Origin of the sequence: Pandoraea commovens, assembly GCF_902459615.1 — a bacterium.
Taxonomy (GTDB): Bacteria; Pseudomonadota; Gammaproteobacteria; order Burkholderiales; family Burkholderiaceae; genus Pandoraea; species Pandoraea commovens.
The window spans coordinates 276177-290997 of sequence record NZ_CABPSA010000007.1 but is presented as its reverse complement, the minus strand read 5'-3'; the positions used below and the strand labels follow the sequence as shown (position 1 = coordinate 290997).

At 63.8% G+C, this 14821-nt stretch carries 15 protein-coding genes; 13 read left to right on the top strand and 2 right to left on the bottom strand.

Features of this window, described 5'->3' with window-relative positions:
- The first annotated feature begins 140 nt into the window (after positions 1–140).
- The 5 genes from PCO31010_RS20035 (at position 141) to PCO31010_RS20015 (ending at position 4707) form a co-directional block, all read left to right on the top strand.
- The gene (locus PCO31010_RS20035; RefSeq protein ID WP_150665813.1) at positions 141–695 is read left to right on the top strand and encodes a VOC family protein; all 555 of its coding nucleotides are present in this window, start codon (positions 141–143) and stop codon (positions 693–695) included.
- A complete protein-coding gene (locus tag PCO31010_RS20030; RefSeq protein WP_150665812.1) occupies positions 692–1966 on the top strand; it encodes a ribulose-bisphosphate carboxylase large subunit family protein in 1275 nt (424 codons plus the stop codon). Before PCO31010_RS20035 ends, PCO31010_RS20030 begins: the two co-directional genes overlap by 4 nt.
- Positions 1967–1979: 13 nt before the next feature.
- Positions 1980–3314 carry a four-carbon acid sugar kinase family protein gene (locus PCO31010_RS20025; protein ID WP_150665811.1) on the top strand — a complete coding sequence of 445 codons (1335 nt, stop codon included), beginning with the start codon at positions 1980–1982 and terminating at the stop codon, positions 3312–3314.
- Between the two features lie 188 nt (positions 3315–3502).
- Entirely contained in the window at positions 3503–4090 is a 588-nt protein-coding gene (locus tag PCO31010_RS20020) for a TetR/AcrR family transcriptional regulator (protein ID WP_150665810.1), read from the top strand.
- A gap of 122 nt (positions 4091–4212) precedes the next feature.
- A complete protein-coding gene (locus PCO31010_RS20015) occupies positions 4213–4707 on the top strand; it encodes a hypothetical protein (protein WP_150665809.1) in 495 nt (164 codons plus the stop codon).
- Positions 4708–4771: 64 nt separating this feature from the next.
- Here PCO31010_RS20015 and PCO31010_RS20010 read toward each other — a convergent pair whose 3' ends face one another.
- Together PCO31010_RS20010 and PCO31010_RS20005 are read right to left on the bottom strand one after the other, a co-directional pair.
- Positions 4772–5473 (bottom strand): aspartate/glutamate racemase family protein, encoded by a 702-nt coding sequence (locus PCO31010_RS20010; RefSeq protein ID WP_150665808.1) that lies wholly within the window; start codon positions 5471–5473, stop codon positions 4772–4774.
- Positions 5474–5517: 44 nt separating this feature from the next.
- Entirely contained in the window at positions 5518–6084 is a 567-nt protein-coding gene (locus PCO31010_RS20005) for a helix-turn-helix domain-containing protein (protein WP_046291224.1), read from the bottom strand.
- Between the two features lie 185 nt (positions 6085–6269).
- Between PCO31010_RS20005 and PCO31010_RS20000 the strand changes: the two genes are divergently transcribed.
- The 8 genes from PCO31010_RS20000 (at position 6270) to PCO31010_RS19965 (ending at position 14605) form a co-directional block, all read left to right on the top strand.
- The gene (locus PCO31010_RS20000) at positions 6270–7634 is read left to right on the top strand and encodes an LLM class flavin-dependent oxidoreductase (RefSeq protein ID WP_150665807.1); all 1365 of its coding nucleotides are present in this window, start codon (positions 6270–6272) and stop codon (positions 7632–7634) included.
- A gap of 55 nt (positions 7635–7689) precedes the next feature.
- A complete protein-coding gene (locus PCO31010_RS19995) occupies positions 7690–8205 on the top strand; it encodes a flavin reductase (protein WP_150665806.1) in 516 nt (171 codons plus the stop codon).
- A gap of 13 nt (positions 8206–8218) precedes the next feature.
- A complete protein-coding gene (locus PCO31010_RS19990; protein ID WP_150665805.1) occupies positions 8219–9466 on the top strand; it encodes an MFS transporter in 1248 nt (415 codons plus the stop codon).
- Between the two features lie 64 nt (positions 9467–9530).
- On the top strand, positions 9531–10964 hold the full coding sequence (locus tag PCO31010_RS19985) for an NAD-dependent succinate-semialdehyde dehydrogenase (RefSeq protein WP_150665804.1): 1434 nt from the start codon (positions 9531–9533) through the stop codon (positions 10962–10964).
- A 150-nt stretch (positions 10965–11114) separates the two neighbouring features.
- The gene (locus tag PCO31010_RS19980; RefSeq protein WP_150577397.1) at positions 11115–11330 is read left to right on the top strand and encodes a DUF3311 domain-containing protein; all 216 of its coding nucleotides are present in this window, start codon (positions 11115–11117) and stop codon (positions 11328–11330) included.
- A 2-nt stretch (positions 11331–11332) separates the two neighbouring features.
- On the top strand, positions 11333–12808 hold the full coding sequence (locus PCO31010_RS19975; RefSeq protein ID WP_150665803.1) for a sodium:solute symporter family protein: 1476 nt from the start codon (positions 11333–11335) through the stop codon (positions 12806–12808).
- A 76-nt stretch (positions 12809–12884) separates the two neighbouring features.
- Positions 12885–13415, top strand: coding sequence for a 6,7-dimethyl-8-ribityllumazine synthase (locus tag PCO31010_RS19970; RefSeq protein ID WP_150665802.1), 531 nt, complete (start codon positions 12885–12887; stop codon positions 13413–13415).
- Positions 13412–14605 carry a M20 aminoacylase family protein gene (locus tag PCO31010_RS19965; RefSeq protein WP_150665801.1) on the top strand — a complete coding sequence of 398 codons (1194 nt, stop codon included), beginning with the start codon at positions 13412–13414 and terminating at the stop codon, positions 14603–14605. Before PCO31010_RS19970 ends, PCO31010_RS19965 begins: the two co-directional genes overlap by 4 nt.
- The last annotated feature ends 216 nt before the right edge of the window (positions 14606–14821 follow it).

Sequence of the window (14821 nt, the reverse complement as noted above, 5' to 3'; positions counted from 1 at the left end):
CACACAAAGGAACGCAGCCCACTCGGCTGTCACACAAAAACACATTCAACACAATCGCGAATCCGGTGAGCGAGGAAGGTCCTCGCACGCGCGGTGACGCACGCAACACGAACGTCACAGCAAAGAACAAGGGACGACCCATGAGCAGATTCTTCGGCGAGATTCGTCAGGTGGCATACCTCGTGCCCGATATCGAGGCGGCAATGACCTACTGGTCCGACGTTCTCGGTGTCGGCCCCTGGTACTACAACCCCAAGGTGCCGATCCGTAACTACACCTATCGCGGCGAGTCGTTCGAACCACACAATTCGGTCGCGCTCGCCAATGCGGGCGGCCTCCAGATCGAGCTGCTGCAAATTCGCAACGACGTACCGTCGATGTATCGCGACTTCCTCAGCGCCGGGCGCACCGGCGCGCAGCACGTGGCGTACTGGACGGACAACTTCGACGAGGATCTGGCGCGCGCGCAGGCGGCAGGCTTCAAGGTCTGCATGAGCGGCGAAGTGGGCGAGAACGGACGCTTCGTCTACTTCGAAGATCGCGACGCGGACCCGGGGTGTCATCCGGGAACGACCATCGAGCTGTCGGAAGTGGCTGGCCCGAAGGGCACACTCTTTCGCATGATTCGCGAGGCGGCTGCCGATTGGGATGGCCGTGACCCGGTGCGTGTCTTTCCTGATCTGTCGAAGCTATGAGTCCGATGCTGAATGCGACCTATCTGATTGAGACGCCACTCGATCCGCGCGCGGTTGCCGAAGTGATGGCAGGCGAGCAGTCGTGCGGCACGTTCACGCGAGTGGAGGGCGAGACCGATGCGCTGCGCGAGCGCGCGCGCGCCATCGTCGAGTCGGTCGAGACGGTGGGCGAGGTCGCGACGGCGTCGCTGCCCAACGCCTATCTCGAACGCAAGGGCATTCGCGGCCCGTGGCACCGTGCGCGTGTGCGCATCGCATTCCCGACGGATAACGTCGGCGCGAACCTGCCGACGCTGGCGGCCACGCTCGCGGGTAATCTTTACGATTTGGGCGAAGTCACCGGCATGCGGCTGGAGCGCGTTTCGCTGCCTGCAGCGTATCGCGAGCAGTTCGAATACCCGCGCTATGGCATCGCAGGCACGCGTGCGGCAACGGGCGTGTCGAGCGGCGCGCTGGTCGGCACGATTCTCAAGCCGAACGTCGGCATGAGCGCCGAGGATACGGCCGCGCTGGTGGCGCGCCTGTGCGCGGCAGGCGTCGATTTCATCAAGGACGACGAGGTCTGCGCCGACCCGGTGCATGCGCCGCTCGCCAAGCGCGTACCGGCGGTAATGGCTGCTGTGCGCGAACATCGTGAGCGCACCGGCAAACAGGTCATGGTGGCGTTCAACATCACCGACGAGACGGATGCGATGCGTCGCCACGCCGATCTCGTGAAGCGAGAGGGCGGCAACTGCGTGATGGTGAGCCTGAACTGGTGCGGCTTTTCCGCGGTGCAGACGTTGCGGCGTCACACCGACCTCGCGATCCACGCACATCGCAACGGCTACGGCGCGATGTCGCGCGACCCGCTGCTCGGCATCGGCTTTCAGGCGTACCAGACGCTCTGGCGACTCGCGGGCGTCGATCACATGCACGTGCACGGTCTGCAAGGCAAGTTTGCGCAAGCCGACGAGGAGGTCATCGAGTCGGCGCACGACTGCTACCGGCCGTTGGCCGAGGGCAACGCCGCTGGTGAGGCGGACATCGTTATGCCCGCGTTTTCCTCGGGGCAGTGGGCGGGCACCGTCCCGGCGACCTGGCGCGCGGTGGGGCGCGACGATCTGTTGTTCATGGCGGGCGGCGGCATTCTGGCGCACCCGGAAGGTCCTGCGGCGGGCGTGCAAAGCCTGCGCGATGCATGGCGAGCCGTTCGCGAGGGGCACAGCCTTGAGGACGCCGCGAAGCAGTCGTCGCCGCTCGCGTCGGCGTTGCGCTTCTTCGGTCGCTGATCGGTAGGACGACATGGTCATCGAATCGAAAGCGACCGAACGGCATCGTCCGCATCTGCTCTATTACGGCGACGATTTCACCGGTGCGACGGACACGCTCGCGACCGCTGCGCAAGCGGGATTGCGCAGCATGTTGTTGCTCGCGCCGCCGACCGAGGCGCGTCTGGCCTCGCTGGGCGAGATCGACTGTCTGGGCATCGCGGGCATCGCACGCTCGCTGGCGCCGATGCAAATGCGCGACGAACTCGCGCCGGTGGCCGACCTCGCGCGACGCCTTCAACCGCGCGTGCTGCACTACAAGACCTGTTCGACGTTCGACAGCGCGCCGGACGTCGGCAGCATTGGAGAGGCCGTGCGGCTGCTGTCTGCGGCAATGCCCAGCCCGTGGGTGGCGATCGTCGGCGGTCAGCCGAACCTGCAACGCTTCTGTCTGTTCGGCAATCTCTTTGCAGCGGCTGGCGCGGGTGGCGACGTATTCCGCATCGACCGGCATCCGACGATGAGTCGCCACCCGGTCACCCCGATGAGCGAAGCGGATTTGCGGCGGCATCTTGCGGGGCAGGGACTGGAAGGCATCGGGCTGATTCCGTGGACGAGCTATGACGCCGATGCCACGCACGCGTCGTCCGCGCGCTTGCTCGCGTTGCGCGAAGCAGGCGTGAGACACGTGCTGTGGGATGTCGCGCGACAAAGCGACTTGGGTGAAATCGGGGCGCAGCTTTGGACGGCGGCCGAACACGCGCCGCTACTGGCCGTCGGCCCGAGCAGCGTAACGCAGGCGCTAGCGAGCGCCATGCCGCAACGCGCGACGGTGACGTCGACGGGTGTCGCGGCGGCTTGCGGGCCGGTGCTGGTGTTGGCGGGGAGTCTTTCGCCCGTGACCGCAGCACAAGTGGCCGCAGCAAAGTCGTTCGAGATCGTGCGTCTCGATGCCGTGCGATTGACGCAAGCGGATGGGCAATACTGCGCGTCGGCGGCCTCAGCGCTCGTGAAACATCTCCGAGCTGGGCGTCATACGCTGGCGTGCACCGTCCCTTCTCAGGGGGCGACGGCGAACGAGGGCACGATCAACGCGCTACGGCTCGCGCAAGCCGGAGGACGATTGCTCGCACAAGTGCTGCGCGAAGTGCCGGTGTCGCGCATGGGCATTGCGGGAGGAGATACGTCCAGCCACGGCATGCGGGCGCTCGATGCCTGGGGACTGACGCATGCCGGGGCACTCGCGCCGGGTGCGCCGCTGTGTCGTCTGAAAAGCGATGTGCCGTCGTTCGACGGCATGGAGATTCTGCTCAAGGGCGGGCAGATGGGCGGGGAGGATCTCTTCGAGCGGCTGGTATATGGCGCGTGAGTTTAGCCGCATGATTCAGGCACCATGAGTCAAGCAAGCCGCACAACGTATGGCGACGCACGATCGGGGGGGCACTTGACGCGCAACCAACCAACTAGTAGATTGGCTGCCATTGGACGCCGTCACCGGCGTCAAACCCGCGCGTGAGGCACGGCTTCACGCCATTTCGTCTAATCGAGTTAAGGACTATGAGCGTCGAGCTGTCTCCCCGGGCGACCGAAATCGCAGAGCACACGAAGCAACTGCTGGCGGCGGGCGGTTATCACGGGTTTAGCTACGCCGATCTGTCCGAGCGGGTGAATATCGGCAAGGCCAGCATTCACCACCACTTCCCCAGCAAAGCAGATCTGGTGCTGACGGTGGTCAAGCGGCATCGCGAGCAGGCGCGCGACGGGCTGGCGGCGCTCGATCGGCATGTGGCCGATCCGACGGCGCGTCTCACTGCCTACACGAATTACTGGGCGGAGTGCATTCGCGACGGTTCGATGCCCATGTGCATCTGCGCCATGCTGGCGGCGGAATTGCCGATGATCCCGACGGAGATCGCCGACGAGGTGCGTCGCTATTTCGACGATCTGACGGCATGGCTTGCATCGGTGCTTGAAGCCGGTGTGGAGAAGGGGCAGTTCCGGTTGAACGGCAGCGCGCTGGTCGAGGCGCAGGCGTTCATGTCCACGGTGCACGGCGCGATGTTGACGGCGCGGGCATTGGGAAGCGCGGATTCGTTTCAGGCGATTGCACAAGTGGCGATCAGTCGCTTGAGTTCGAAGAAGTGAGTTTGAAGAAATGACGCCGACCGACTGAACATCGTTCGGACGAGCATGCAGATAAGGGCGCAATTGCGCCCACTTTTTGAAGTGTCAAACCAACCAACTAGTCGGTCGAAGGAGTCCCCTCCATGCCTCATCCTATTTCCACCTTGGGCGCGGTGCATACCGCCATCAGTGTCGTGACGTTCGCAGCGGGCATCTCCAGCTTCGTTCGCTATCGAAAGATCGATCCGGCCAATCGCTCCGGCCAGCTTTATCTCGTCGGAATGTTGATCTCGGTGCTCACGTCGTTCGGGCTATCGAGCACGGGTGGATTCAACGTCGGCCATGCGCTGGGCATTCTGGCGTTGCTCGCGACGCTGGGTGGTTTGCTCATCCCGAAGATCGATTTTCTGGGACGTGTGCGCCCGTACTTCTCCCAGTTCGCTTTCGGGTTCAGCTTCTTTTTGCTGCTGGTGCCGGGGATCAATGAGACGCTGACGAGACTGCCTGCGAGCCATCCGCTCGCGAGCGGTCCGGAGTCGCCGCTCGTGCGCGGCGCACTCGGCGCTTGGCTGGGCATCTTCGTGCTCGGCTCGATCGTGCAATTCCTGTGGCTTCGTTCGCAACGTAGCCGCGCGTAAGCGACAACGTGACGGAACGCGTGGGAGGGCGTCGACATCGATTCGACGCTCTCCCGTTGCAATGTCAGGCGACGGCGTCGAGCGCGAAGTCGACCGCTGCCATCGCGTGTAATTCGGTGGTGTCGAACAGCAGCAGGTCGGTGTGTTCCGGCTTCACTAGCAGCGAAATCTCGGTGCAGCCGAGGATGATGGCTTGTGCGCCGCGTGCGGCGAGCCGTTGCATCACGTCCAGATAGACGGCGCGCGACGCGTCGCTGACGATGCCCACGCAAAGTTCGTCGTAGATCACACGATGCACGGCGGCGCGGTCGTCGCTGTCCGGCACCAGCACGTCGAGTCCGAACTTCTGCTGCAGCCGTGACTTGATGAAATCCTGCTCCATCGTGAACGCGGTCCCTAGCAGGCCGACGCAGGTAATCTCACGTGCCTTTGCGGCATGTCCGACTGGATCGGCCACGTGGATGAGCGGGATCGAGACCGCGTCTTCGATGTAGTTCGCCAGCTTGTGCATCGTGTTCGTGCACAGCACCACACAGTCCGCGCCGCCTGCTTCCAGACGCATCGCCGCGTCGCGCAACATCACACCGGCGTCATCCCAGCGTCCCTCATGCTGGGCACGCTCAATCGGACCGAAATCCACGCTGAACATCAGTGTCTGCGCTGAGCGCAGCGGGCCGAGCCTCGCCTGCACCGCCTCGTTGACGATGCGGTAGTACTCCACGCTGGATTGCCAGCTCATGCCGCCGATCAAGCCGATAGTGCGCATGAATATTCCTTGTTCGGTTAAGACGATGTCCGCTGAGTGTGGGCTTAACGACGCACCAGTGCCACAACGTAGACGCAAGGTTGTTTGCCTGCGTTGAGGAACGTGCACGGTGCGGGCGGCCCGAGCTGAAGGCAGTCGCCTTCCTTGAGTTCATACGTCAACTCGCCTTCCTCGAACGTGAGCGTTCCCTTGCGCACCCAGATCTGCTGATGCTGAAACGTGAAGGCCGACGACGGATACGACACGTTCACGCCCGGCGGCAACGTCACTTCCAGCAACTCCAGCATGCCGCCATTGCGCGGTGACACGGCGCGGCGCAGATAGCCCGTCTCCGGGTCCTGCCAGACCAGTTGCTCGGCTTCGCGGCTCAAACGCTCTCCGGATTGTTCGGCGAGCGAAAGCAGCATCGACAGTTGCAGACCGAATGCGCCCGAGAGACGACCGAGCAGTGCAGCCGTCGGGCTGGCAGCGCCACGTTCGATCTTGCTGATCATCGCCTTCGAGACACCGGAGCGCTCAGCCAGATCGCCTAACGACCAGCCGCGGGATTCGCGCTCGATACGAATGCGATGCGAAATCGCGGGCGTCGGGTCCACCATCGGGGGAGTCATGCAGAGATTCCAAGGGTTTCGGGTTGCGAAATTATACAAGTCACCTCTATCACGACCCGGAAATTTAGCGTTTACCCCCATCTGAAATATTTTTGATCGTAGTCAAACGTCTACTATAGTAAACGGCAACAACGGATCGAACCGCATTGGTCCCGCCCCTAATTTGTTGCAGACAAGGAGTCAACATGCCCCGTGAAATTCGACTGAACGCCTTCGAGATGAACTGCGTGGGTCATATCCAGCAAGGTCTGTGGACGCATCCCCGCGATCAATCCACGCGCTACAGCGAGTTGCAATACTGGGTCGACTACGCGAAGAAGCTGGAGAAGGGGCTCTTCGACGGGATGTTCTTCGCCGACGTGGTCGGCGTGTATGACGTCTATGGCGGCAACGCTGACGCCGCGCTGCGCAACGCCGTGCAAGTCCCGGTCAACGATCCGCTCATGTTGATTCCGGCCATGGCTGCCGCCACGCAACACCTCGGCTTCGGTGTCACGGCCAACCTGACCTACGAGCAGCCGTTCCTGTTCGCGCGCCGCATGTCGACGCTCGATCACCTGACGGGCGGGCGTATCGGCTGGAACATCGTGACGGGCTATCTCGATAGCGCTGCGCGCGCCATCGGCATCGAAGGACAGATCGCGCACGACGACCGCTACGACCTGGCAGACGAGTACATGTCGCTCGTCTACAAGCTGTGGGAAGGCAGTTGGGACGACGACGCCGTGCTGGCCGACCGCGCAGGGGGCGTCTACGCCGATCCGTCGAAGGTGCGCGTGATCCATCACCACGGCAAGCAATACAAGGTCGACGCGATGCACCTGAGCGCCCCGTCGCCGCAACGCACGCCAGTGCTGTATCAGGCCGGTTCGTCGCCGCGCGGTTGCCAGTTCGCGGCCACTCACGCCGAGTGCGTCTTCGTGAACGGCCAGAAGATGGACGGCGTGAAGGAGATCGTCGACACGATCCGCGCCGAGGCTGTGAAGTACGGCCGCCAAGCGAGCGACGTCAAGGTCTTCATGGGCGCGACGCCCATCGTCGGCCGCACCGACGCTGAGGCAAAAGAGAAGTTCGAGGAGTATCGTCGTTACGTCAGCTCGGAAGGCGCTCTCGCACATGCAGCTGCGTCGCTGGGCATCGACTTCGCCAAGTACGACATCGACGAGCCGATCGATACCGGCAAGAGCCAGGCCATCGTGTCGAACGTCACGGCCATGACGCGCGCCGCCGGTCCGCAATGGACGCGTCGCAAGCTGCTCGAACAGATGGTGCTCGGCAGTCGCCAGACGCCGTGGATCGGCTCGGCTCAGACCATTGCCGACCAGATGATGGCGTGGAGCGAGGCAACGGGTATCGACGGCTTCAACCTCTCGCGCACCGTCGTGCCGGAGTGCTTCGAAGACGTGATCGACCTCGTGGTGCCGCTGTTGCAGGAGCGTGGCGCGTACAAGACCTCGTACGGCGACGGCACGTACCGCAAGAAGCTCTTCGGTCATGACCGTCTGCCGCAGACGCACAGCGCTGCGCAGTACCGCTCGGGCGCGAAGTAAGCGTCCCCGTGAAAGCGAACCGTCACGTAGGCACGTATTGAACGAGGTGAAGGAAATGGACAAGAGCACGGTGGACAAATCGATCTTCCGCGAAGCGATGGCTGGCCTGGGTGCGGCCGTCAACGTCATCACCACCGACGGCCCTGGCGGGCTGGCCGGATGCACCGCCTCTGCCGTGTGCGCCGTCACCGACGATCCGCCCACGCTGCTCGTCTGCATCAACCGGGCGAGCCGCAACAACGCCGTGATGCGCGAGAACGCACGCCTGTGCGTGAACGTGCTGTCGGCCGACCAGCGCGACATCGCCATGCAGTTTGCGACGAAGGATCTGTCGATCGAAACGCGTTTCGCCAGCGGCGACTGGGACACCCTGCACACCGGCGCGCCGGCGCTGCAAGGTGCGGTGAGCGTGCTCGACTGCGAAGTGTCGTCGATCACCGAAGTTGGCACGCACACGGTCTTCTTCTGTGAAGTGAAGGCGGCGCGCTCGGCTGCGGCGCTCGACGGCCTGATCTATTTCGCACGCGGTTTCCACCGCGTCGGCATGGTCGCGCAAGCGGTCTCCGCCTGAGGACGCACTGCCCATGAAGTCTACGTCCACCCTGCGCACCCTGCGCGAACACGGCGCACCCGACGGCAAGGTCGCCTCACTGGCGATCGTGCTGCTGGCGCAAGTGGCGGCGATGGGCGTCTGGTTTTCGTCGACGACCGCCGTCGCGCTGATCAAGCGCACGCAGGCAATTGCCTCGGGGGACGAGGCGATGCTCACCGGTGCGGTGCAGCTCGGGTTCGTGATCGGCACGGTCGTGTCGGCCACGCTCGCGCTGCCTGACCGGTACGATCTGCGTCGGATCTTCGCGGCGTCGGCGCTGATGGCGGCGCTCTCGACCGGTGCACTGGCCGTGCTGCCGCCGACCGGGCCGTTGGTGATTCTGCTGCGCCTGATCACGGGCATTTGCATGGCCGGTGTCTATCCGGTCGGCATCCGCCTTGTGGCAACGTGGGCCAAAGCCGACCTCGGTTTGCTGATCGGCTTGCTGGTCGCGGCGCTCACGCTGGGCTCCGCGAGTCCGCATCTGGTGGGCGGCCTACAAGATCTCGACTGGCGCTGGGTCTATCTCGCGGCGGCCACGCTGGCCGTGGCGTCGGGCGTAGCCATCGGTTTCGCTGAGATCGGCCCGAACATCAAGCGGGCGGCGCGCGTCGACTTCACGAAGGTCACGCAGGCGTGGCGCGACCCGGCGGTGCGGCTGGCGAATCTGGGCTATCTCGGTCACATGTGGGAGCTGTATGCCATGTGGGCGTGGCTCGGCCTGTTCCTGCAATACACGTTGCAACTGCATGGCGTGGCGGAGTTCCACGAAAAGGCCGAGATGCTGACGTTTGCGGTGATCGCGTTCGGCGCGGTCGGTGCGTGGGCGGGCGGCATGCTCGCGGATCGTCTGGGACGAACGCTCGTCACGATGGGGGCGATGGCGCTCAGCGCGACGTGCGCCGCTGTGATCGGCTGGATGCCTGCTGCACCGCTTGCACTTGTTGTGGGTGTCGCATTCGTGTGGGGCTTCTCCGTCATTGCAGACTCGGCGCAGTTTTCGGCGGCCGTTGCGGAGCTGGCAGACCCGACGTCGGTTGGCACGCTGCTCACCGCACAGACGTGTGCCGGGTTCTTGCTCACGCTCGCCAGCATCCGGCTGGTGCCGGTGATCGTGGCGCACCTCGGCTGGCAGGGCGGCATGGGGGTGCTCGCTATCGGACCGGCCCTCGGCTGCGTGGCGATGTGGCGATTGCGTCAGCACCCGGCGTCGCTGCGCATGGCCGGTGGCAAGCGATAGCCCGATATCCCGATAGCGCACGAAGTTCTTTTCTTCCGTACCTCAAGTAACCCGAGACGTTGAAATGTATTCCTATCCCGACATCAAGATGCTGATCGGCGGTCAGTGGCGCGCTGCGCCCGGCCAGCCGGTGACGAACCCCTCGGAAGGCACGACCATCGGCACGGTGCCGACGGCGACGCTCACCGACCTCGACGACGCTTTGGCTGCGGCCGAGCATGGTTTGCGCGTCTGGCGACGCACGTCGCCGGCACAGCGCACCGAGATCATGCTGCGTGCTATCGCGTTGCTCAAGGAGCGTGTCGAGAGCATCGCGTTCGCTATTTCGCTGGAGCAGGGCAAGACGCTGGCGCAGGCCCGCGCAGAAGTGTTGCGCGGCTGCGATCTGATGACGTGGGATGCCAACGAAGGCAAGCGTCTTTACGGTCGGGTCATTCCCGCCGAGCCGGGCATGCGTCACACCGTGGTGCGTGAGCCGGTCGGCGTAATCGCCGCCTTCACGCCGTGGAACTTCCCGATGAGTTCGCCCGCCCGCAAGGTCGGCGGCGCGCTTGCAGCGGGTTGCTCAATCATCCTCAAGGCGGCCGAAGAAACGCCGGCCGGTGCCGTGCTGATGGCGCAGGCATTCCAGGACGCAGGCTTGCCCGACGGTGTGTTCAACCTCGTGTTCGGCGACCCCGCGACGATTTCGTCACATCTGATTGCAAGCCCTGTGGTGCGCGGCATCACGTTCACGGGCTCCACGCCGGTCGGCAAGCATCTTGCCGGGTTGACGGCGAAGTACATGAAGCCCGCCATTCTGGAACTGGGCGGTCACGCACCGGTCATCGTGTGCGACGACGCTGACCCCGAAGCGGCGGCGCTTGCGTGCGTCAAGGGCAAGCTCAACAACGCCGGTCAGGTGTGTGTGGCGCCCACGCGCTTCTTCGTCCACCGCAAGGTCTACGACGCCTTCACAGCGGCGTTCGCGCGTCACGGCGCGGCGATCCGCGCGGGTCACGCCCTCGAGTCGTCGAGCGACATTGGCCCGGTGGTGAACCAGCGGCGTCTGGACGCACTGCATTCGCTGGTCGACGACGCCGTAGCGCGCGGCGCACGCGTACTGTGCGGCGGCGTTCGCGCCGAAGGCCCTGGCTACGTGTTCCCGTTCACCGCGCTGGCCGACGTGCCGTCGGATGCGCGCGCAATGCTCGAAGAACCGTTCGGCCCGCTGTCGCTGATCGTGCCCGTCGATAGTCTCGACGAAGCCATCGAGCGCGCCAACAGCGTGCCTTATGGGCTGGCAGGTTATGCGTTCACCCGCTCTGCGGCGAATGCCTACCGCCTTGGCGACGAACTCGAAGTCGGCAACCTCGCGATCAACCATCTGGTCTCGGCAGTCTCCGAGACTCCGTTCGGTGGCGTGAAGGACAGCGGCTACGGCAGGGAAGGGGGCACCGAGGGGCTTGAGTGCTACACGCACGTCAAGAGCATCTCGCACCTGATGGAGACGGCGTAACCCGACGACGGATCTGTCGCGGTGAACGTACGGGACACGCTTCACCGCATACACGACGTGCCGGACGGCGGTTATCGCACATTCAAGCACTTTGAATTTGCGATGCCCTGACCGGCCCGACAAGGCAACGGGAAAAACCAGGAGACGCTCATGCGGTCCATACATCTTTTAGCACTCCTACCAGTATTGGCGGTTCTGGTAGGTCCGTTTTTCGTCAACCGCGTCACGCCGTATGTGCTCGGCATGCCGTTTCTGCTGGCGTGGCTGGCGGGGGCGCTCGTGCTGACCTCTATTGTGATGGCGATCATCTATTACGCGGATCGGGCGCGATTCGAGGCGGCCGACCACGGCCAGGAAGGAGTCTGAGCATGAATAGCGCACTGATCTTCATCTTTCTGGCCATCGCACTGGCATTGTTCCTCGGCATCCGCGCGCGACGCGGCAAGGACATGAGCCTTGAGCAGTGGGCCGTCGGGGGTCGCGGTTTTGGCGCGGCCATCGTCTTCCTGCTGATGGCGGGCGAGATCTACACGACGTTCGTGTTCCTCGGCGGCAGCGGTTATGCGTATGGCCACGGTGCGGGCGCGTATTACCTGCTCGGCTACGGCAGCCTGCCGTTCATCCTGTCGTACTTCCTGTTGCCGCCGATCTGGCGCTATGCGAAGGAACGCAACCTGATCTCGCAGCCGGATTTCTTCGCCTCGAAGTACAACAGTCCGGTGCTCGGCGTGCTGGTGGCCATCGTCGGCTTTGCGGCGCTGGTGCCGTACCTCGTGTTGCAACTCAAGGGTCTTGGGATCATCGTGAGCGTGTCGTCGTATTCCGCGCTCTCGGCGAATCAGGGCGTGCTGATCGGCGCGGTCGTGGTCGCGGTGTATGTGGCGCTGTCCGGCGTGCACGGCTCGGCATGGACGTCGGTCGTCAAGGACGCGCTCGTCATGTTCGTGGCTGTGTTCCTTGGCCTTTATCTGCCGTATCACTACTACGGTGGCGTGGGTGAAATGTTCGCGGCCATCGAAAAGGCCAAGCCGGGCTTCCTGGCGCTCAAGGACGTGGGCGAAAGCCCGGTGTGGATGGTCTCCACGGTGATCCTGTCGACGCTAGGCTTCTACATGTGGCCGCACATGTTCATGGCGACGTACACGGCCAAGCGTGAGGAAGTGCTGCGCCGCAACGCCTTCGTGCTGCCGATCTACCAGCTCATGCTGCTGTTCATCCTCTTCGTCGGCTTTTCGGCGGTGCTCGCCGTGCCGGGCCTCACCGGCGGTGACATCGATCTGGCGCTGTTCAAGGTATCGCTCGCGACGTTCGATCCGTGGTTCGTCGGCGTAATCGGCGCGGCCGGGATTCTGACGGCGCTCGTGCCGGGTTCGATGATCCTGATGACGTCGGCCACGCTGCTTGCGAACAACGTATATCGCCCGATGCGTCCGCAGTCGAGCGATGCGCACGTCGCTCGCGTCGCCAAGTGGCTCGCCCCGGCGGTTATGGCGGTGGCGGTGCTGTTCACGCTCAACGGCGGTCAGACCATTGTGGCGCTGCTGCTCATGGCCTATGCGCTCGTGACGCAGTTGTTCCCGGTGTTGCTGGCGAGCCTGATCGGCAAGAACCTCGTGACCCGCCCGGCGGCGTTCGCCAGCATCATCGTCGGTGAAGCGACGGTGGCGTGGGTGTCGCTCACGAAGAAGTCGGTCGCTGCACTCTTCCCGTTCCTGCCGGACGCGCTCAAGGACCTCAACGTCGGCATCGTCGCGCTGGTGTTCAACGTGGCGACGCTGGTGGTCGTGACGCTGCTCACGCGCCGCACGGCGGCGACGGCGCAGCTCTCGGCAGACGCATCGTAATCCAGTCACAAGAGAAGTAACGAGGGCCCGTGGCCGCCTGGCAAGGGGCGGCGGGCTTTCGTGCAACAGACTAGCTATGACGACTTCCCTCGATATTCATCGCATCGCGTTCGTGCAGGCTGGCTGGCATGCCGACTTGCTCGACGGTGCGCGCGACGCCTTCCGGACGCGCATGACCGAACTGGGCGTGCCCGCCGACCGTATCCATCACTTCGATGTGCCCGGTGCGTTCGAAATTCCGTTGTTCGCGAGGCGCCTCGCGAAAAGCGGCCAGTACGACGCCATTGTCGGTGCAGCACTCGTCGTCAACGGTGGGATCTATCGTCACGAGTTCGTGGCGCAGGCCGTGGTCGATGGCCTGATGCGCGTGCAGCTTGACACCGATGTGCCGGTGTTCTCGATGTCGCTCACGCCGCACCACTTCCATTCGCACGACGAGCACTACGGCTTTTTCGACGAACATCTGCGCCACAAGGGCCGCGAAGTGGCCGATGCCTGTGTCGGCATGCTGCTCGCACTGACAAATCTCGACAACCCCGTCGACCGGACACACATCGCATCACCGACGCTCGCATCATCCCCACTGACCAAGGAATCTCTGACATGACGCCTCCGAGCGATCTGGACGTATTGCTCGCTGAGGGCGACGCCGACTTGCGCACCTTGCGCCGCGACCTGCATGCCCATCCCGAACTGCGCTTCGAAGAGCGCCGCACGGCGGATGTGGTCGCCGAGTATCTGACGTCGCTCGGCTACACGGTCGACCGTGGCATGGCGGGCACCGGTGTGGTGGCTAGCCTGCCGGGGGCAGACCCGTCGCGAGGCATTGTGTTGCGTGCCGACATGGATGCGCTGCCGATTCAGGAAGCGAACACGTTCTCGCATGCATCGTGTCATCACGGCGTGATGCACGCCTGCGGCCATGACGGCCACACGACGATGCTGCTCGGTGCGGCCCGCGTGCTGCGTCAGTTGCCGCAGTTGCCGGGTTCGGTGCATTTCGTCTTCCAGCCGGGCGAGGAGGGCGGCGCGGGCGCGCAGAAGATGATCGACGACGGCCTGTTCGAGCGCTTCCCGACGCAGGCCGTGTTTGGCATGCACAACTGGCCGACGCTGCCTGCGGGCGAGTTCGGCCTGCGCACCGGCCCGATCATGGCAGCGGGCGTTCGCTTCCGGATCACGATTCGCGGGAAGGGCGCGCATGCCGCGCAGCCGCATCTCGGCCTCGATCCGATTCCGCTCGCCTGCTCGATGGTGCTGCAATGCCAGACGCTGGCCGCCCGTCACAAGGATCCGGTCGCACCGGCGGTCGTCTCCGTGTGCATGATGCACGCGGGCGACACGGACAACGTCATCCCCGACACGGCGGAGTTGCGTGGCACGATCCGCACGCTGTCGTCGGCCGTGCTGAACCAGTTGCAGGACGGTATCCGCCGCATTGGCGACGGCTTGGCAGCGGCCTATGGTGCGACGATCGAGACCGAGTTCTTCCAGTACTACCCGGCGACCGTCAATACGGCGAACGAAGCTGCGCTATGCGAGCAAGTCATGCGCGAAACGTTCGGGGACGACGCCACGCATGCCGACGTGCCGCCCAACATGACGTCCGAGGACTTCGGTTTCATGCTCGAAGCGAAGCCGGGCGCTTATGTGCTGATCGGCAACGCACCACGTGGCGAAACCGGCGTCGGTTTGCATCATCCGGCCTACGACTTTAACGACGACATTATTCGCGACGGCGTGCGGTATTGGGTTGCACTTGCGCAGGCTTACTACGTAGGACCACGTAGACGATAATCGCCCGAAGTCAAGATTTTTTAATGCGACAAATTCAACGCACCTGCGTATTTTTATCCACGATGCAGGTGCGTTGTGCTTTCTGCTCCGAGCATTATTCGTGCCTGATATTTCAACCTAAGTCCCGATGAAATCAATGTAAAAACACGTCGATTTCATCGAATAAAACGGACATAAAACTTGCGCATCGGGACAAAATGTTTCGATACGCGCAAC

Excerpts from the sequence above, each read along its gene's own strand:
- PCO31010_RS19985 (WP_150665804.1), top strand. The coding sequence starts at position 9,531 with ATGTATTCCTATCCCGACATCAAGATGCTGATCGGCGGTCAGTGGCGC.
- PCO31010_RS20025 (WP_150665811.1), top strand. The coding sequence starts at position 1,980 with ATGGTCATCGAATCGAAAGCGACCGAACGGCATCGTCCGCATCTGCTC.
- PCO31010_RS20020 (WP_150665810.1), top strand. The coding sequence starts at position 3,503 with ATGAGCGTCGAGCTGTCTCCCCGGGCGACCGAAATCGCAGAGCACACG.
- PCO31010_RS19990 (WP_150665805.1), top strand. The coding sequence starts at position 8,219 with ATGAAGTCTACGTCCACCCTGCGCACCCTGCGCGAACACGGCGCACCC.
- PCO31010_RS19975 (WP_150665803.1), top strand. The coding sequence starts at position 11,333 with ATGAATAGCGCACTGATCTTCATCTTTCTGGCCATCGCACTGGCATTG.
- PCO31010_RS20005 (WP_046291224.1), bottom strand. The coding sequence starts at position 6,084 with ATGACTCCCCCGATGGTGGACCCGACGCCCGCGATTTCGCATCGCATT.
- PCO31010_RS19980 (WP_150577397.1), top strand. The coding sequence starts at position 11,115 with ATGCGGTCCATACATCTTTTAGCACTCCTACCAGTATTGGCGGTTCTG.
- PCO31010_RS20000 (WP_150665807.1), top strand. The coding sequence starts at position 6,270 with ATGCCCCGTGAAATTCGACTGAACGCCTTCGAGATGAACTGCGTGGGT.
- PCO31010_RS20030 (WP_150665812.1), top strand. The coding sequence starts at position 692 with ATGAGTCCGATGCTGAATGCGACCTATCTGATTGAGACGCCACTCGAT.
- PCO31010_RS19970 (WP_150665802.1), top strand. The coding sequence starts at position 12,885 with ATGACGACTTCCCTCGATATTCATCGCATCGCGTTCGTGCAGGCTGGC.
- PCO31010_RS20035 (WP_150665813.1), top strand. The coding sequence starts at position 141 with ATGAGCAGATTCTTCGGCGAGATTCGTCAGGTGGCATACCTCGTGCCC.
- PCO31010_RS20015 (WP_150665809.1), top strand. The coding sequence starts at position 4,213 with ATGCCTCATCCTATTTCCACCTTGGGCGCGGTGCATACCGCCATCAGT.
- PCO31010_RS20010 (WP_150665808.1), bottom strand. The coding sequence starts at position 5,473 with ATGCGCACTATCGGCTTGATCGGCGGCATGAGCTGGCAATCCAGCGTG.
- PCO31010_RS19995 (WP_150665806.1), top strand. The coding sequence starts at position 7,690 with ATGGACAAGAGCACGGTGGACAAATCGATCTTCCGCGAAGCGATGGCT.
- PCO31010_RS19965 (WP_150665801.1), top strand. The coding sequence starts at position 13,412 with ATGACGCCTCCGAGCGATCTGGACGTATTGCTCGCTGAGGGCGACGCC.